The sequence below is a fragment of the Ahniella affigens genome (assembly GCF_003015185.1).
Classification (GTDB): Bacteria; Pseudomonadota; Gammaproteobacteria; order Xanthomonadales; family Ahniellaceae; genus Ahniella; species Ahniella affigens.
Genome location: NZ_CP027860.1, coordinates 109,135 through 126,471, shown reverse-complemented (window position 1 = coordinate 126,471; position 17,337 = coordinate 109,135). Strand labels below are relative to the sequence as shown.

Genomic DNA, 17,337 nt, shown 5'->3' with positions numbered 1-17,337 from the left:
CGGGACCTCGCTTGGCTCAGGGCTGATAGAAGGACAGTCCGGACTCACCGGCAAGCGACAGTTCGCCCGCGGTGATCGCCAGAACCGAGGAAAGCACCGTGCCATCCGGCGCGGCAGTAAGTTTGAGCGCCTCATCGGCGCTTGTGCGTACGAGGACCGCGCCATTGGCACCAACCAGCGCGGCGCCACCGCCTTGCCAACCCGCGCCACCCATCAGGCTGAGCTCGGTGCCGGTTTCAAGCTGCGTCCAGTTGTCGCCCAGGTCAAAGCTCTCATAGACGTTGCCGCGCAGGCCAAAGGCGAGCACATGCCGGCCCTCATAACCAATCACGCCGAACATCGAACCTTCGTACGGCAGTTGGAGACGCTCCCATGTCGCGCCATCGTCGGTCGAGCGGAATGCCGCGCCGCGCTCAGCCACGATCATGAACGAACCATCGCCCGTCCGCGCAATGCCATTGAGATGCGGATCGGTTTCTTCTTCGAGGTCGAGGTCTGATTGATCGAACGTCCAATTCTCGTCGTTGGCCGCAGCGGTATCAGTTTCCTGGGTGTCCAGGACTTCTTCGTCGGACTTGCCGAGAATATTCATCGACTGCCAGGACTCGCCGCCGTCGCTCGTCTTCAACAGCAACGAGTACGCGCCGATGGCGTAGCCATTGTTATCGTCATACATCAGCACGTCGAGGATCGGCGCGCCGTTCTTCAAATCCAGATTGTCCGGCACGAACGGTGCCAGTCGCTTGCGGCTCCACGTCAGACCACCGTCAGTCGAAAGCAGAATGACGCCGTCATGGCCGGCGGCAACGACGCGATCGCCGAAAGCCGAAACAGCAGTCAAAGTCGACCGTGTCGGTACGCCTTCAATCTGGCGCCAATCTCCGCGTCGCGTCTCCGAAACCAGAATGTGCCCGCGTTCGCCGACCGCTACGGCGCGATTGGCGCCATCGGTCATGTCCAGGATCAGGCTCTTGCCGACTTTCGGCAGAACTTCAGCCGTTTGAATGGCGAGATCGTCCTCAGTCGGAATAAAGCCGGTGCTGGTCTCCGGCGGCACGGGATCGACATCGTCGGTGGCGACCTCGGATAGATCACCCGCGTCGGTCGCGGCTTCACTTGCAGGAACATCGGATTCGGCTTCCTGAGCCATACCGAGACCAGAAAACATCAGGGCTGCGATCAGAGCAGACCCCTTGAACATCGCGGGAACAGGCAAACGCCTCATGCATCGTCTCCAGATTCGAACATCTGAAACAAAAAGGGCCGACCGAAGTTAAGAACGACGGTCGGCCCGAATGCTCAGGACTTGCCAGGGTCAGCGGATACCGCGCTGACGCAGGCTTTGTGGCGAGAATTGCGATGGCTCGACCCGGAAACCGAAGTCGATCGGATGCGCCTCTTCGTTGTCGATCAGGCCGGAAATGTAACGACCGGACTGCAGGTCGTGATGCGTTTCCAGTGTCGCCCAGAAGGTTGGCACTTCGTAGTAGTTGATCGACGGAGCTTCCGAATAGCGCCAGAGTTCGTTGTTGTTGTTGTAGTGATCAACAACGAGGATCTGCCAGCTGTCTTCGTCCAGATAGAACGTGCGGCGGCTGTTGATGTGACGCATGCCTTTCTTCAGCGTGGCATCCACTACCCAAACGCGGTGCAGTTCATAGCGCAGGTAATCCGGATTCAGGTGACCCGGCTTGACCAAGTCCTTGACCTTCACCGTGTTGCTATGCGCCTTGTAGGAGTTGTACGGCACGAAGATTTCCTTCTTGCCCACCAACTTCCAATCAAAGCGGTCCATGGCGCCGTTGAACATGTCGGTCATGTCGTTGGTGCGCAGACCGTCGGAGGCGGTACCCGGATTGTCGTACGCGACGTTTGGAGCACGGCGAACACGACGTTGACCTGGGTTGTAGATCCACGCCTGACGCGGCTGCACCTTCGAGTTCAGCGTTTCATGCACCAGCAACACGTTGCCGGCCAGACGCGCTGGCGAGACCACTTCCTGGAAGAAGTACAGCAGGATGTTGTTGATGTCCTTGATCTGTGCGCCCTTGCGGTAGTACAGGCCCAGGAATTCTTCCTTCAGGCGGATCAGCGTGTACGCGCCCGTGGCGGTTGGGGCCACCTGGTTCGCCCAGCGCATGCCACCCGTGCTCTTGTACTTCAGCTTGTGGTTCCAGATTGGCTCATAGCCGTTCTGCGGGACTGGGAACGGAAAGCCGAGCGAGGCATTTTCGACGCCGTCACCATTCGAGACCAGATTTGCGGTGGTCGCGTTGGCCTTGGTCGTGGTGTAGATGTCCTGCGAGAACGACGCGCTGCGACGAGTCGGATAGATGTTCATCTTGAAGGTCTTGTAGCGCTTGAACATCGCTTTCTGACCTTCCGTCATCTTGGCCGCATAGTCGTTGTAGTTCTGCGGGGTAATCGCGAACAACACCTTGTCGGTGGCAAACGGATCGGGATGGAACGCGCCGGCCTTGTAGCCAGCCGGTGGCCGAGTGATGCCGCCCGTCCATTCCGGAATCGTGCCGTCCTTGTTGCCCGCCTTTTCGCCGCCAACTGGCGTCAAATCTTTGCCGAGCCGTGCGGCCTGATCAGCCGAGACCGCAGCAACGGACTGGGCAGAAACGCCCAGTCCAATCATCGCGGCAAGCAGTAGTTTTGATGCGTGACGCATAACTTCCTCCCTGTTTGCTTAGAACGAATACTTCACTGTGAACGACACGAAGTCGCGATCGTGAATCAGGTTGAGGTTGCCCGCACCCGAGAAACGCGTGTAGCTGATGTCGCCGATCCACTTGTTCAGGTAGTTGGCCTCAACACCGAGCGTCAGCGAGCGACGATCTTCGATGAAGTTGCCGCCCGGACCTGGGGTGATGCCGTTGACGTCATGATTAAACGCCACGCGCGGTGACATCGTGAAGGACGAACCAAACGCGTTCGGGTAGTCGGCGCGTGCAGCCACGCGGTAACCCCACGAGAACGGCGTCGGGAACCCTTCGATCTGCGTCACCGGGTTGCGGCCACTGCCGCCGGTCGCGGTATCCGGGCCACCGCCCGTATCCGTGCCGTCACCCTGGTAGCGCAACGTACCCGGGTCGGGCAGATCCCACACTTCGGTGCCACCGACTTCGCCAACGAGCGAGATCTGATCGGCGCGCAGGAAGTTGCCTGGGCCAAAGACCTTGGTTGCGGTGAATTGCAGCTGCGACACTTCGTGCCGCTCCCAACCCCGGATCTCTTCGCCTGGCAGGACTTGGCCGAGCTGGCTGCGGAAACGCAGGTATTCGGCCGGGATCAAGTTGTTGAGTGGCGACAACGCGGTGAACAGCAGTTCGACGTCGTCGACCTGCAGCGGCATGTTGTCGCGGTGGCTGAGTTCGCCTTGGAGTGCGACACCCGTATCGCCAAGCGTGGTGTTGAACGACACGCCGTACAGCTTGATGTCTTCTGGATATTCGACGAAGTAACGACCCGACGACGGCGCCGTATTGGTGATCGCGATACCCGAGATCAGCGGCAGACGGCTGTGATAGTTCAGGAAGTAGAAGCCGAATTCCGTGCTCATCAGCTGGTCAGCGAAGTAGCGTACGGCAAAGCCGTACTGGCCACTGTCACTGGCATAACGGTCCGGCGCGCGACCCACGGCGGCCGAGCAGTTCGCAAACTCGAGCGCGTTCGAAGCCGGCACCAGACCACGCTGACACGCGGCGAATGAGGCGGGCTCGTTGTTGCGGCCGAAGTTCAGCATCACGAACTCGCCATCAAGCGTCGCGAAGTCGTTCGTGCTGAAGTACGTGCCGACCGGATCGGGCTCGGTCTGTTCGAACTCGAACATGTACAGGGCTTCGGCCGACAGGTTTTCGGTGAAGTTGAACGTGGTGTAGAGCATCTCGACCGGCAGGAAGGCTTCCTTCAGTTCGGAGCCCGCCACGCGCAGCTTGGACACGTCGACCGGGTTGATCACGTTGATACCGTTCTGAATGAACGTGCTCTCACCCCAGCTGACCACCTGGCGACCCAGACGCAGGCTGCCATCATGGCCGCTGACATCAAAGTTCCAGAACACAAACGCGTCGAGCAGTTGGAAGTCCTTGCCGACCTTCTGCTTGGCAAACTTGCCAAGTTCACGACGATCGTTGTTCTCGAAGTCGTAGAAGTAGCTGGCGCGGACGAAGGCACCCATGTTCTCGCGATAGTTGAGGCTCAACTCGCTCGTGGCCTTGACCGCGTTCGAGAAGAAGTCGCCATCGTCATAGTTCAGGTTGCCGTCGTCGGAGTTCACCGAGAAGCGGCCCGGCGCCGTCAATTGCGCGCTGAGCGGTTGCAGCCCGATCAGCGGGTTGATGTTGGCCAGACCGACGAGTTCGTCATCGCGTTCTTCAACGCGCATCGAAACGCCGTAGGACAGCTGGGTCTGGACGGAGCCAGACCAGTCATCGCCGAAGGTGAAGTCGACTGCCTGAGCCTGTGCGAAGGCACCGCTCGCGAGCGCGAACAGCACCGCGCGACCAAGCAGGGGACGACGAACACGCAGGGAATGGTTGTTTGCTTTCATGTTGGTTCTCCGTGTCTCGTCTTATTGCGTGCGAATGACCGAGGTGTTGGTCACCTGCACCGCCTGACCGTTACTGACGATCATGCTGGCCATCTGGGTCTGCATTTCCACCGTGGCGGCAGCCGACGAGGTCGGGCTCAGCAGCGAGCCGTGATCACCAGCAATGAAGCGCACCGCACCGCGGATACCCGTGGCCGACTGGGCGCTGGCCGTGAGTGTGCTCAGGCCAAGGGCGCGGATCAGTGGTTCCGTACCAGCCAACGGCGCACCGGCCACGGCGTTCGGAATCACTTGGTCCGTCGTCGAGGCGCTCGTGCCCACCACTTCGTGCAGCAGGATGCGTTCGCCCGCAGCGAGGGCAGCAAAGTTGATCGGATCGCCCGAGTCAACCGCCTGCTGGGCAGCGCCGAGGAACTGGTCGAATGCCGGCGTACCAGCGACGACGCCCGAGGCAGCCAAGCCAGCGCGGATGCGCGGACCAAACGTCGGCGAGCCATTCAGCAGTTGGGCGATACCACCACCCGGCACCGACAGCACGGCCGTCGTCACGCTCGGGTCGAGCGCCACGAAGTTCAGACCGACAATCGAGCCCAGGGACTGGCCGACGAAAAAGATGCGCGAGCCGTCCAAGTCGCCCACTGCGTCGCCATCGAAGCTCATGCTCGGAATGGTCTTGGCGAGGGTGAACAGGTCAGACACCGACTGGCGCAGGTTGTCGCGCGAGGTCAAGAGGCTGCTCAGGTTGATGAAGAACGTACCCGACGAGTCGACCACGCCATCGGGGCCACTGGCACCCGTGGTGTTGTTGGTCAAGTCGAGGTCGAACGTGCGTTCCGAGGCGATCGGGGCAAACGGGGTGTTCTCGATGTAGAACGCCGCGGTCGGGCCGTCGATCGAACGCACACCGTGCAGCGGCTGGTCAATCGCAACGACTGCGAAACCCTGCGCCGCCATCGTGGCCGAGATGGCCAGCATGTCGGTACGGTTACGCGTGATGCCGTGCTGGAAGATCACCACCGGCCAGCCTGCAGCTGGCTTGGTGCGACCCGAGGCCGCATTCGGCACGGTCATCAGCACGGGGATGTTCTGCGTGCTGGTCGCCACTGGGAACGGATTGGCGAACGTGACGTTGGTCGACGTGGCATCGAGACCGGCAGCGTTGAACGGCGGCACATAAGCACCTGGCGCGGACTTCCAGAACGTGGTCAGCGGCGCCGTTGGGTTCTGTGCCGTCGGAGCGGTCAGGAAGTACCGGACCGGCATCACGCCGACGACGATGTCCGCAACCGGCGGCAGGCCAACCGCACCGGTGTTGAGACCAGTTGGGGCCAGCGTGGCGGTGCCCGAAACCGTGGTTTGACGCATGGCATTCAGGACCACCGAGGTGCTCTGGGTGGTGAACACCCACGACAGCACGATTTCGTCACGCGGAATGCCCCGCGCGACGGCGGCGGCTTCCTGCGTGTTGGTCAGCAAGCGCAGCGGTTCGAGCGAACACGCGCTGGCAGCCGGCAGCAGCGGGACCGTTGACTGTGCCGTGGTCGGGCAGCTGGCGAGGCCAGTCTGCGACGTCGGGCTGATCAGTGGCGACGTACGACGGACCAGACCGTAGGTCGTATCCGGCGTCATGTCGTTGCCAGCAGCGTCCTTCACGTCATCGGTCACCACGACCATGTACGAGGTCAGCTGCTGCAATGGCGCCAGCGGCACAATGCCCACCGTGGTGCCGGTGGTGTCGGAGCCGGACTTGGCCACGACGAATTCGGTAGCCGCGAGTTCACGCGTCACGCCCGTCACTGCGCGGGTCGACGGATTGATCGTGACCTGGAACATGCGGATCGAGCTACCTGGCACCAAGGTGTTGTCGCGCACCGGAGCGGAGGTTTGGAAGCGGCCAGGAGCGACCGTGGACCAACCGTCCAGGGCATTCAACGATACCTGTGGGTTGCTGAAGTCGTTCGGATTCGAGACCGGAATGTTGATCGTCAAATCGCGTGTACCGGACAGCAGCAGGTCCGTCGGGAACGGCACCACACCCGTCGCCGGATCAAAGCGGGCGGTGATTACGCCGGTAACCAAAGAGCCGTCATCATTACGGGCGGGTTGTACTTCAACCGCTCGCGGGCTGTTGCTGCTGCTTGAGCACGCAGCCAACAGAATCGACGACAAGGCAGTAGCCAAAAGAGTTCGGGCCTGCATGCTTGTTTTCCTTTTCGTCAGTATGAAATCGGGGAGCGCCCCCAAGCACGGATGGATCAATCGTTGCCAGCAGCTGAAGGTTTGCGCCTTCAGCGCTGACGGCCAGGTGGCCATGGACAGCCTGCGCGCGCCACTTCTGTTGGAAAGCCCTCCAATCCAACGAAGCGTCGCGCCAGCTCTATCGATTCCCACCCGACCGGACGGTGGATCAATCCGGGCTCAGCGCCTCGGTATCATAGGCAGTGCGTCTGACCGATTGCAACGTATGTTTGAATCCGCCACATTGATGCACTGCACCACTTGACAATTCCCCGACATGGCAAATCCTGAACAACCAAGCTTGTGCGTCCTGATTCCCGTCTACAACGAGGCGGAATCCTTGCCGCACCTGATTCCCAGGGTGTTTGCCGCCCTGGCCGACCTGCCGGCAAAGGTGCACCTTCTGCTGGTCGATGACGGCAGCCGGGACGGCAGCGGCGAGCGCATGGCCGAGCTGGCTGAGAACGATTCTCGAATTGGCTACCTCCGGCTGGCCCGAAACTTTGGCAAAGAGATCGCCATGAGCGCCGGGCTGGACCATGCTGACGCCGACGCCGTGGTCATTCTGGACGCCGACCTGCAGGACCCGCCCGAATTGATCCACGAGTTCTGGAAACACTTTCAGGCCGGCTGTGACAACGTCTATGGCGTGCGGACGTCGCGCGATGGCGAGTCGTTCTTGAAGAAAGTGACCGCCGCGGGCTTCTATCGGGTGATCGACCGGATGAGCCGTACGCCGATTCCCCGCGACACCGGCGACTTTCGCCTGCTGTCACGCCGCGCGGTGCTCGCGCTCCGCCAGCTCCGCGAGCGCAACCGCTTCATGAAAGGCCTGTTCGGCTGGGTCGGCTACAAGAGCATCGGGGTGCCCTACCAGCGCGCTGCCCGGGTGGCTGGCACCAGCAAGTTCAACTATTGGAAGCTCTGGAACTTCGCACTGGAGGGCATCACGTCGTTTTCGACCGTGCCGCTGCGCCTCGCGACCTATGTCGGCGCACTCACTGCGGCTGCGGCGTTCATCTATGGGGCCGTCGTGATCGCCAAGACGCTTGCTTACGGCGAGGCTGTCCGCGGCTATCCGAGTCTGATGGTCGTCATGTTGTTCCTCGGCGGCATCCAGCTGATTGCGCTTGGGATGATTGGCGAATACCTGGGGCGCCTGTTTGAAGAGAGCAAGATGCGGCCGCTGTATTTGCTGGCGGACGCAAAAGCGCCCGGCAACACTGCGGGCAGACTCGATCAGGGCTCCTGAAACCGCGGCAACCACTCGGCCAGCTTTTCCAGACGGGCATGCACGTCGGTGCGTTCGAGCAGTTCGTAACGCTCCTCGACCGTCAACGGCAAACGCTCGGCCAGGCGCCAAACGACCCAGGCGGCATCGTCGAAGTTCGCTTTGTCAGCCTCGCGGAGCAAGCTGTCGCCTTCGTCACCAAGACGGCGCAACAGCAGTTCGAACACGCTGTACTCAGGCGGCAACGGGAGGTCCGGATCACTGCTCCGATAGCGCACCTCGGCCTGGCGCAGCCCGTTCGGCTCCAGCCAACTGCGCACATTGCGAAAGCACGATTCGCCGTGCACAGTAATGCCGAGCAAGCCATCTGGCAGCGTGCAGAAGTCGACAATGCGGGCACTGACGCCCAGGTCCATCGGCAACGCCGGGCCGCCGGATTCCATGCCGGCCGCAATCAAGATGATGCCGAACGGGCTGCTTTCGCGCATCGATCGCCGCACTAAATCCAGATAGCGCGCTTCGAAAATGCGCAACGACAGCAGACCACCGGGATACAACACGGTGTTCAGCGGAAACAGGGGAAGGGATTCGGTCTCAGACATGGGTGGATTGTCTCAGGTCCGAATTCGCTGCGCGTGAACGTTCGGCCTCGGCGAGCACCCACACCCGGAAAGCCTGCACTGCCGGTGACGGCGCACGCCGTGACGGATACACGAACCAATGCGAGAACTCGGCTTCGAGCGTCTTCTGCCAGAGCTGCACCAAGCGGCCCGATTCGACCAGCGGGCGGATCATCGTCACGCGCCCGAGCGCAATGCCCAAACCTTCAACTGCGGCACGCGTCAATGTTTCTGAATCCGTGAATTGCGCCACATAACGTTTCGGCGCCTTGCCGCCAAAGCGTGCAAACCAAAGCGGCCAACGCTGCCCTGGGTCACCGAGCAGCGGATATCGGGGCAAGGTAGTCAGATTGGGGCGACCCAGGCGCTTCAGCAGATCTTTGCTGGCCACCGGCGTCAAATATTCCTCAAACATGAGCTCGGCCTCGGTGTTGGGCCAACGACCCGCGCCAAAACGCAACGCACAGTCAACGCCATCGCGTTCGAAATCCACCAGTGTGGTGCTGGAATGCAAATTGAGTTCGATCTCCGGATACTTGGCCACGAAATCGGGCAGGCGCGGCAACAGCCAACTCGATGCCACGGACGCCATCACGCTGATGGTCAAGCGCTGATCGCGCGGGCTCAACGCCCGGGTCACACTCACATTCAACGCATCAAATTGCGGTGCGACTTCTTCAAAGAGACGTTGGCCGACCGCGGTGGTGCGGATACCACGAGGACCGCGCTCCAGCAGCGCCTGCCCAAGTCGCTGCTCCAACAGTCGCATCTGATGACTGAGCGCGGACACGGTCACATGCATGCTCGCGGCCGCATGGGACAGATTGCCGGCGCGAACAGCGATCACGAAGGCTTGCAAAGCAGCGAGCGGCAGGCGTTGGCTCATGTTGAGAGAAACTCAAGTCGACGTGGAGATTTTATCGCTACCGAGGCGGTCTGTGCGTCCGTATCGTCACGCCTCGATGTCACGAAGGGACGCCCCATGACGGACTTGGTCTTTTATCACTCGCCCGGTGCTTGCTCGATGGTCGTGCACGCCGCACTACTGCAATGCAAGGTGCCGTTTGAGGCGCGGGTCTGCGATGTTCGAGCCGGTCAGCAGCATGAGCCCTGGTATCGCGCGATCAACTCGCGTGGCCGGGTGCCAACGCTTTTGGTTGACGGCGAGGCACTGACCGAAGTCCCCGCGATCTTGCTGTATTTGGACAGTCGCTTTCCGGATCGGCGATTGTTGCCGGCGAGTGGTTTGCCGCGCGCACAGGCGATTTCTTGGTTGAGTTGGTTCGCCAGCACGGTGCATCCGCTGTTTCGCGCGTATCTGCGACCGGAGTGGTTGGCGGAGGGCGACGCCGAGCAAGCGACGCTTAAATGCCGCGCAAGTGCGCGCATCGATGCGGTCTTGGGCGAGATTGAGTCAGCACTCGGCACGACGCTAGGTCGTGCGCAGTTGGGGTTGCTTGATTATTACGCGGCGGCCTTTCTGCGCTGGTCGAGCGTGTTGCCCGAGCCGCAGCGTGCGTTGTGTCCGGCGTTGCGCGAATACCGCAAACGGTTGGCGGAGGACGCGTTATTTCAGCAGGTGTTGGATCGCGAAGGTGTGGACTTGGTCAGCATGAGGCGGCGGACGGATCCGTGAGCAGGGTTTGGAATTCCGCTCAACCGGCCAAGTCTGCAAGATGCAAGACAATCATGAGTTCTCGCAACAACTGTGTGATCTGCCAAGTATTAGGTTCTCGAGCTCGAATCGAACCTACTGCAGCAAAGCCCGAAGATTGTACGAGCGCCGATCGGTAAGATTCGAGCGTGGGGCAAGTCTGCCCCCCCTTTTGTGGGAGGGCCTTTAGGCCCGAACCAAACTTACGGCAAGACATGTTCTTGCTATGGCAAGGGCACCGACCGCCCCGAACGTGCGCTCAGTCGCGCATCAAACTCTCAGCGACGATGCGCGATTTGCACGACGGCACCGTGTGGCAAGTAGCCCGCTTCCCATCCCTCTCCCACTCGCGTGGGAGAGGGAGCTGACTCCCTCCCCCGCGATCGCGGGGGAGGGCCCGGGGAGGGGGTTACTTGCGATCAGAATGGTCATTTCACGCAAAGGTTTGAGCAGAGAACATCATGCATCTGCGTGTGATTGATGAGAGGCTCCTCGCGCCCAAACATCTTGGCAATGAAGCCAGTTCGAGGCCAGCTTGATTCGCGGCCGAAGCCGCCCCCACAAGAAACCCGCCTGCAACGCCTCGTGGTTAGGCAATCACACCCTGCGTCTTCAGCGCCTCGACAATCTGCGCCGCCAAGACACCCGGGTCCTGACCGTCCGTATCAAACCGAAGCTCCGGCTTCTCCGGCGCTTCATAAGGGTCGTCAATGCCGGTGAATTGCTTCAGCTTGCCGGCACGGGCTTGCGCATACAGGCCTTTGCGATCGCGCGCTTCGCAGATTTCCAACGAGGTCGCCACGTGAATCTCGATAAAGGCAGCGCCGCTGCCCTGCACCAGGTCGCGCACCGCTTTGCGATCGTCAGCATACGGCGCAATGGGTGCGCACACCGCCAAGCCACCATGCCGCGCCACTTCAGCCGCCACAAAGCCAATCCGCTGCACATTCGCCGAGCGGTCTTCCTTGCTGAAGCCCAAGCCTTTCGACAAATGCTTCCGCACGAGATCACCATCGAGCAACGTCACGGAGCGCGCCGTCTGCTCCGAGAGCTTCGCGATGAGCGCATTCGCAATCGTCGACTTGCCCGAACCGGAGAGGCCCGTAAAGAACACAACACCACCACGCGCGCCCTTCGCCGGATACCGCGCCCGCAACACCTCAGCCACTTCCGGATACGTGAACCAATCCGGGATCGACTCGCCGGTGACCAAGCGCCGACGCAGCTCCGTGCCCGAGATATCGGCCACCACATCATCGGCTTTCAGCTCGTTCTGCGCGACATAAGTGTTTCGGTTGCTCGCATAGACCAGTGCCGGGAACGGCAACACCTTGATGCCGATTTCTTGCTGATGCCGAACGAGCAGTTCCTGCGCGGCATACGGCTCGTAGAACGGCTTGCCGGTACTGTCGTTGCCTGGGCCGGCATGATCGCGGCCGACAATGAAATGGCTCGCGCCATAGTTCTTGCGAATGATCGCGTGCAGCACCGCCTCGCGCGGACCGGCCATCCGCATCGCGAGCGGCAGCAGCGAGAGTTTCACGGTGCCCTTCGGATAGTGCTTCAGAATCGCCTGATAGCACCGCACACGAGTGTAGTGATCCACATCGCCTGGCTTCGTCCGCCCGACGACCGGCTGCAGCAGCACGTTGCCACCAGCCTTGGCCGCAGCGCGAACCGTGAGCTCTTGATGCGCGCGATGAATCGGGTTGCGGGTTTGGAACGCGACGAGTTGTTCCCAGCCGCGCGCCTCCAGGTCGGCGCGAACTTGTGCCGGCGTTTCGCGCAGCGCCTCGAAGTCGAAGTGCCGTGGCAGCGCGAGACCACGCAGCTTGCCACCGAGATACACCGGCTGGGTGCGCTTCTGCAGATCGGCCACCGCCGGATGCAAGGCGTCCTGGGTGCCAAACACAAGTTCCGCTTCGCGGGCCAAGTCGGGGCGATAAATCGACTCGACATCCAATACTGCCAACGGCGTGCCTTCGGCATCGCGCAGCGCCAGCTCGGCACCCACACTGAGCTTCTCGGCGACCGCTTCGCTGACGTCGAGCGTGATCGGCAGCGGCCACAACGTGCCATCCGCGAGACGCAGATCGGTCACGACCGACTCATAGTCGTTCTGATTCAAGAAGCCTTGCAGCGGCGAGAACGCGCCGTTCAACAGCAGTTCCAGATCGCAGAGCTGGCGATCCGTCAGATCGACGCTCGGCAGGCTTGGAATGCGCGCCTTCAGCGCAAGCGCTGCATCAGCCGGCAGCAACAGGTCACGGAGGGACCCGCCGTACGGGGTATTCAGTTCAGGCAGGTTGGCACCAGCCGGGGTTTTCACAGCAGCAGATACAGCAGACATCGGTCACTCCAGAATGGGGTTCAAGCGAAGGGTTCAGCGAATGGGGGCGCGCTTTGGCGCGCGGGGGCGTTAGGGCCCCAAAGAAGGGATCAGTGTCGACAGCGACACATTCGTTGCGAGCGCTGCATCAGCGCGTGTGCGCGGCTCATCCGGCCACCTCTTCGCTCGCTTCGTGCAGACCGCATTCGCGCTTCAAGCCAAAGAAGCGGGTGTCTTCCTCGCTCATGTCGGCGAGTAGCGGGCGGGTGCTGTGCGTGTCGCCAATCGACACATAGCCTTGGTGCCAGAGCGGGTGATACGGCAGACCGTGCTGCGTCAGATACTTCCACACATCGCGGTCGGTCCAATCGATGATCGGATGGACCTTGACGCGGCCGTCTTGAATTGTCAGCACGTCGAGCTCGGCGCGGCTGCGGCTCTGTTTCCGGCGCAATCCCGCAAACCACGTCTGCACGCCAAGCTGGCTCAGCGCGGCCTTCATCGGCGCGACTTTACGCAGTTGGTTGTAGCGATTGATGCCCTCCAGCCCTTGCTCCCACAACTTGCCGTAACGCGCTTCGAACCAGTTCGGTGACAAATCCGACTGCAGCACATGCAAGTTCAATTGCAAGCGCTCATTGAGCTCATCAATGAACTGATAGGTTTCCGGGAACAGGTAGCCGGTATCAACGAGCAACACCGGCATATCGGCGTGCTGACGCGTCACCAAGGAGAGCGACACGGCGGCCTGTGCGCCAAAACTCGACGACAACGCGAACGCGCCGGGTAGATGTTCTAATGCATATGCAACGCGCGCCTCGGCAGTTTCGCCCGCAAGGCGTTTGTTCAGCGCGCTGAGCGCGTGCGGATCGTGCTTCAGCGTTTCGAGTTCGAACCGACTCATGCCGCACCCCGCTCCCGATGCACACCTTTCAGACCATCCAGCACGCCCACGCGATGCACGAAGTCACCAAAACGCTCGCCCGTTTCGCGCTCGGCGGCGTATCGGCCGAGCAAGCCGTCGAGCACGCTCAAGAATTCCGGCTCAGCGATGTTTTCGCGATAGAGCACCGTCAGTCGATCACCGCGCACCGAGCCACCCAGCAGCAGGTTGTAACGCCCCGCGGCCTTACCGATCAGCGCGACCTCAGCGAGATACGGCCGCGCGCAGCCATTCGGGCAACCCGTAATGCGCAGGACCAGCGGGTCTTGCAGCAAGCCATACTTGGCTTGCAGTGCCGATACCTTACCGAGCAAGTCAGGCAGATAGCGTTCCGCTTCGGCCATCGCCAGCGGGCACGTCGGCAGTGCCACGCACGCGAGCGCGTCGCGCTGCAGTGGGGTTTGCTGTTCGTACAGATCGAGCGCATATTGGCGGACCAGCGCATCGATGCGGTCTTTTGCCGATGCGGGCACATTCGCAATGACGAGGTTCTGATTCGGCGTCACGCGAAAGTCGCCGACATGCTCGCCTGCAATGGCTTCGAGACCACTCAACCACGGCTTGCCGTCCTCATCACGGATCCGGCCAGCGGGAATCCGCAAGTTCAGATGCCAGCGGCCATCGTGACCTTCGATCCAACCAAAGCGATCACCCTGATTCGTAAACCCCACCGGCCGCGGCGCTGGCAGCGCAAAGCCAAGGCGCCGCTCGACTTCAGCTTTGAACCAATCCAGCCCGCGATCGATGATGGTGTACTTGAGTTTGGAGTTATCGCGACTGGTGCGGTCACCAAAATCGCGTTGCGTCGTCAGCACCGCCTCGGCAAACGCCAGGGTTTGCTCGGGTGTCACAAAGCCGATGATATCGGCGAGACGCGGATACGTCTTGAGGTTGCCATGCGTCGTGCCCAAACCGCCGCCAACGCTGACATTGAAGCCTTGCAGCTGACCGTTTTCGATGATCGCGATGAAGCCCAGGTCGTGGGCGTACACGTCAACGTCGTTTTGCGGCGGAATAACGACAGCGGTCTTGAACTTGCGCGGCAAATACGTTGGGCCATAGATCGGCTCGACGACGCCTTCCAGGTTCTGCTTCTCGCCGTCCAGCCAGATCTCGTGATAGGCGCGCGTATTCGGCAACAGGTGCTCGGAGATGCGCTTCGACCACTCAAAGACCTCGGCATGCGCTGCGGTTTCGACCGGATTCGGCGAGCACAACACATTGCGATTCACGTCGCCGCAAGCGGCAATCGTGTCGATGAGCTGCGCGTTGATGGCGGCCATGGTGGCCTTCAGTTCGCGCTTAATGATGCCGTGAAACTGAATCGCTTGCCGCGTGGTCAGGCGCAGACCTTGGTTGCCGTAGTCGCGCGCGATTTGCGAGACACCGAGCCATTGCGACGGCGTCAACACGCCACCTGGCGTGCGCGTGCGGATCATGAAGGTCCAGTCCGGCTCCAGTTTGGCCGCCCGGCGTTCCTCACGGCTGTCGCGGTCGTCTTGGATATAACTGCCGTGGAATTTCACGACAAACGTATCGTCGCCCGCGAGTGCGCCGCTGGCGCCGTCAGCCAACGACTCTTTCAATGTGCCACGCAGGTACTGACTGCGGGTTTTAATGCCTTCCTGGGCGGTAAGCGTGCTCATGGGAGCACAATAGGCGCGAGCCCCCGGCCTGAGAAACGATTTGGGGGCATTCCGTCATATCCGGATGGGTATATGGCGGCGATAAGGGCCGGGGCGTCTTCCCGTGAGCCCCCACCCTCGTCATCCCGGCGAAATTGGGAACCCAGGGCCTACTCGCGGCGCTCCCTCAACTCTCCGAAGCAGACTGTGTGAAAACGTTGGGGTAGGACAAAATTCGTTGTTTCTACGTGGTCTCCGTGTGGGTGAAAGAACTTCAAACCCACCCCGGATCAAGTCCGGGGTGACGAGAGGTAGATTGGAACTCCGTGGGAATCCGCTCCTTTCTAGCGTCTGGAGCAACGGTTTCGCCTCGACGGACACACTTGCGATTCGTCGCCCCGGACTTGATCCGGGGCGGGTTTCAAGCTCGCGGCAAGCCGACCCATCGCTTGCGCTCAGCATCGCTTCCGAACGCGATCGGCTAAGTTGCTCGAACCAGCACTTCGGTGTTTTCACACAGTCTGGAAGGTCGGGTTCCACGGCCTTCTCGCCGCGCTCCCCCACCCTCGTCATCCCGACGAAAGTCGGGACCCAGGGCAACCTTGCGACACTGCCGCAAGTATTCTGGATCCCGACGTGCGTCGGGATGACGACAATTGGGCAGGCCTCCAGGCATCAGAATCGGCGTCGCGCTTGTAATTCCGACCCCCACCCGCAACTATGGCCCATGCGCCCCGTCCTGAAACGCCTGTTCCTCCTCGCCCTGTCCACCGACACTGAGGCCCAATACCGGGACAGCGAAGGCTGGCAGACCCGCTGCCTGCACTGCCGCTCGCGGCTCTTGTTCAAGCCCGATGGCGAGCCCATCAGCGCCGGCAGCCTGGAACACGTGGTCCCCCAGGCCTGGTTCGGCAAACGCGCCGCGAAAGCCATCTGCGCCCGCGTCGGCGACGACCCGAACGACGGCCGCAACCTCGCCATTGCCTGCCTCACCTGCAACCACGCCAAAGGCCGCGGCCCCGATCAACGCGGTCCCGGCGACCCGGACGCCTTGAACGTTGTCACCCGTCTCCTCGATGCCCGCTTGCTGCGCTTTCGGATTGCCGCCGATATGCCGTCAGGCCATTGGGCATGAACCTGACCCCGTTTGCCGATCTCTCCCCCAGCCTCATTCTGGACGCGTTGGAATCTGCCGGCTGGCAGATCGATGGCCGCCTGTTGGCGCTGAACAGCTTCGAGAATCGCGTCTATCAAGCGGGCCTCGAAGATGGCCGGTTTGTCGTCGCGAAGTTCTATCGCCCCGGCCGCTGGACGCCTGCGCAGATCCTCGAAGAACACGCCTTTGCACTCGAACTACGCGCCGCCGAATTGCCCATCGTTCCGCCACTCTCGCACCAGGGCAAGACATTGCTGGAACACGGCGGCTACCGCTTTGCCGTATTCGAACGCCGCGGCGGCCGCGCCCCCGAACTCGAAGGCCTGGACGTGGCCGAATGGATGGGCCGCCTGCTCGCGCGCATCCACTTGATTGGCGAGCGCGAAGCCTTTGCGGCCCGCGTGCCGTTTGACCTCGACCACATGCTCGACCAACCCGCCGATGCCGCGATCCGCTCCGGCCTGATTCCCGACAACTTGGTCGAAGCCTACGAAGATGCCCTCGACCAAATCGCGGACGAGATCGACACCCTGTGGTCCGACATCGACCCGATCTCCCTCAGACTGCACGGCGACTGCCACCCCGGCAACGTCTTGTGGACCGATCAGGGCCCGCACTTTGTCGACTTGGATGACTGCCGCATGGGCCCCGCAATCCAAGACTTGTGGATGCTGATGACCGGCGGACCCGCGCAGCAAGCGGCCTTACTCAAAGGCTATCGCACGTTTCGGGTGTTACCGCCGTCCGAACGCCAACTAATCGATTCCCTGAAAATTCTCCGGCAGATACATCACGCCGGCTGGATTGCTGCCCGCATCGATGACCCCGCGTTTCCGTTAGCGTTTCCGTTTGCGCTGGAGCCGACTTGGTGGGAGTCGCATATCAATGATTTGAGGGCTGCCGCGCGGGGGGCTTAAGCGGCGGTGGGTTGGCGTGAAGAGTGCGGAATCGGCGCAATCGAACTGTGCCCTACTTAGTGGAGA

Annotated in this window: 13 protein-coding genes; 4 read left to right on the top strand and 9 right to left on the bottom strand. The window is 61.5% G+C overall.

What is annotated here, in order from left to right; translation table 11 throughout:
* Window positions 1-16: 16 nt before the first annotated feature.
* The 4 genes from C7S18_RS00500 to C7S18_RS00485 form a co-directional block, all read right to left on the bottom strand.
* The gene (locus C7S18_RS00500) at window positions 17-1,225 is read right to left on the bottom strand and encodes a WD40/YVTN/BNR-like repeat-containing protein (protein ID WP_146151688.1); all 1,209 of its coding nucleotides are present in this window, start codon (window positions 1,223-1,225) and stop codon (window positions 17-19) included.
* A 90-nt stretch (window positions 1,226-1,315) separates the two neighbouring features.
* A complete protein-coding gene (locus C7S18_RS00495) occupies window positions 1,316-2,677 on the bottom strand; it encodes a DUF1329 domain-containing protein (protein ID WP_106889694.1) in 1,362 nt (453 codons plus the stop codon).
* An 18-nt stretch (window positions 2,678-2,695) separates the two neighbouring features.
* Window positions 2,696-4,558: a DUF1302 domain-containing protein gene (locus C7S18_RS00490; protein ID WP_106889693.1), complete on the bottom strand. Its 1,863-nt coding sequence runs from the start codon at window positions 4,556-4,558 to the stop codon at window positions 2,696-2,698.
* Between the two features lie 21 nt (window positions 4,559-4,579).
* Complete coding sequence (locus C7S18_RS00485; RefSeq protein WP_170113030.1) at window positions 4,580-6,757, bottom strand: Ig-like domain-containing protein; 2,178 nt, start codon at window positions 6,755-6,757, stop codon at window positions 4,580-4,582.
* Window positions 6,758-7,073: 316 nt separating this feature from the next.
* Here C7S18_RS00485 and C7S18_RS00480 point away from each other — a divergent pair, with 316 nt between their 5' ends.
* Window positions 7,074-8,048, top strand: coding sequence for a glycosyltransferase family 2 protein (locus tag C7S18_RS00480; RefSeq protein WP_106889691.1), 975 nt, complete (start codon window positions 7,074-7,076; stop codon window positions 8,046-8,048).
* Here the strand turns inward: C7S18_RS00480 and C7S18_RS00475 are convergent.
* Window positions 8,036-8,629, bottom strand: coding sequence for an LON peptidase substrate-binding domain-containing protein (locus C7S18_RS00475; RefSeq protein WP_106889690.1), 594 nt, complete (start codon window positions 8,627-8,629; stop codon window positions 8,036-8,038). The two genes, C7S18_RS00480 and C7S18_RS00475, sit on opposite strands and share 13 nt — an antisense overlap.
* Window positions 8,622-9,533 carry a LysR substrate-binding domain-containing protein gene (locus C7S18_RS00470; protein WP_106889689.1) on the bottom strand — a complete coding sequence of 304 codons (912 nt, stop codon included), beginning with the start codon at window positions 9,531-9,533 and terminating at the stop codon, window positions 8,622-8,624. Before C7S18_RS00470 ends, C7S18_RS00475 begins: the two co-directional genes overlap by 8 nt.
* A gap of 96 nt (window positions 9,534-9,629) precedes the next feature.
* Here C7S18_RS00470 and C7S18_RS00465 point away from each other — a divergent pair, with 96 nt between their 5' ends.
* Entirely contained in the window at window positions 9,630-10,283 is a 654-nt protein-coding gene (locus C7S18_RS00465; protein ID WP_170113029.1) for a glutathione S-transferase family protein, read from the top strand.
* Between the two features lie 607 nt (window positions 10,284-10,890).
* Here C7S18_RS00465 and C7S18_RS00460 read toward each other — a convergent pair.
* The 3 genes from C7S18_RS00460 to cysI all read right to left on the bottom strand — a co-directional run bounded on the left by C7S18_RS00460 (window position 10,891) and on the right by cysI (window position 15,219).
* Entirely contained in the window at window positions 10,891-12,651 is a 1,761-nt protein-coding gene (locus tag C7S18_RS00460) for a bifunctional sulfate adenylyltransferase/adenylylsulfate kinase (protein WP_106889688.1), read from the bottom strand.
* Between the two features lie 145 nt (window positions 12,652-12,796).
* Window positions 12,797-13,534, bottom strand: a complete 738-nt coding sequence (locus C7S18_RS00455) for a phosphoadenylyl-sulfate reductase (RefSeq protein ID WP_106889687.1) — start codon at window positions 13,532-13,534, stop codon at window positions 12,797-12,799.
* The gene (cysI, locus tag C7S18_RS00450) at window positions 13,531-15,219 is read right to left on the bottom strand and encodes an assimilatory sulfite reductase (NADPH) hemoprotein subunit (RefSeq protein WP_106889686.1); all 1,689 of its coding nucleotides are present in this window, start codon (window positions 15,217-15,219) and stop codon (window positions 13,531-13,533) included. Before cysI ends, C7S18_RS00455 begins: the two co-directional genes overlap by 4 nt.
* A 706-nt stretch (window positions 15,220-15,925) precedes the next feature.
* Between cysI and C7S18_RS00445 the strand changes: the two genes are divergently transcribed.
* Together C7S18_RS00445 and C7S18_RS00440 are read left to right on the top strand one after the other, a co-directional pair.
* Window positions 15,926-16,333 (top strand): HNH endonuclease, encoded by a 408-nt coding sequence (locus C7S18_RS00445; protein ID WP_106889685.1) that lies wholly within the window; start codon window positions 15,926-15,928, stop codon window positions 16,331-16,333.
* Window positions 16,330-17,271, top strand: coding sequence for a serine/threonine protein kinase (locus tag C7S18_RS00440; RefSeq protein ID WP_106889684.1), 942 nt, complete (start codon window positions 16,330-16,332; stop codon window positions 17,269-17,271). The genes C7S18_RS00445 and C7S18_RS00440 overlap by 4 nt, the downstream gene beginning before the upstream one ends.
* Window positions 17,272-17,337: the final 66 nt, after the last annotated feature.

What these genes read in the sequence shown, in the direction of transcription:
- C7S18_RS00500 (WP_146151688.1), bottom strand. Translation starts at nt 1,225, where the DNA reads ATGAGGCGTTTGCCTGTTCCCGCGATGTTCAAGGGGTCTGCTCTGATC.
- C7S18_RS00495 (WP_106889694.1), bottom strand. Translation starts at nt 2,677, where the DNA reads ATGCGTCACGCATCAAAACTACTGCTTGCCGCGATGATTGGACTGGGC.
- C7S18_RS00490 (WP_106889693.1), bottom strand. Translation starts at nt 4,558, where the DNA reads ATGAAAGCAAACAACCATTCCCTGCGTGTTCGTCGTCCCCTGCTTGGT.
- C7S18_RS00485 (WP_170113030.1), bottom strand. Translation starts at nt 6,757, where the DNA reads ATGCAGGCCCGAACTCTTTTGGCTACTGCCTTGTCGTCGATTCTGTTG.
- C7S18_RS00480 (WP_106889691.1), top strand. Translation starts at nt 7,074, where the DNA reads ATGGCAAATCCTGAACAACCAAGCTTGTGCGTCCTGATTCCCGTCTAC.
- C7S18_RS00475 (WP_106889690.1), bottom strand. Translation starts at nt 8,629, where the DNA reads ATGTCTGAGACCGAATCCCTTCCCCTGTTTCCGCTGAACACCGTGTTG.
- C7S18_RS00470 (WP_106889689.1), bottom strand. Translation starts at nt 9,533, where the DNA reads ATGAGCCAACGCCTGCCGCTCGCTGCTTTGCAAGCCTTCGTGATCGCT.
- C7S18_RS00465 (WP_170113029.1), top strand. Translation starts at nt 9,630, where the DNA reads ATGACGGACTTGGTCTTTTATCACTCGCCCGGTGCTTGCTCGATGGTC.
- C7S18_RS00460 (WP_106889688.1), bottom strand. Translation starts at nt 12,651, where the DNA reads ATGTCTGCTGTATCTGCTGCTGTGAAAACCCCGGCTGGTGCCAACCTG.
- C7S18_RS00455 (WP_106889687.1), bottom strand. Translation starts at nt 13,534, where the DNA reads ATGAGTCGGTTCGAACTCGAAACGCTGAAGCACGATCCGCACGCGCTC.
- cysI (WP_106889686.1), bottom strand. Translation starts at nt 15,219, where the DNA reads ATGAGCACGCTTACCGCCCAGGAAGGCATTAAAACCCGCAGTCAGTAC.
- C7S18_RS00445 (WP_106889685.1), top strand. Translation starts at nt 15,926, where the DNA reads ATGCGCCCCGTCCTGAAACGCCTGTTCCTCCTCGCCCTGTCCACCGAC.
- C7S18_RS00440 (WP_106889684.1), top strand. Translation starts at nt 16,330, where the DNA reads ATGAACCTGACCCCGTTTGCCGATCTCTCCCCCAGCCTCATTCTGGAC.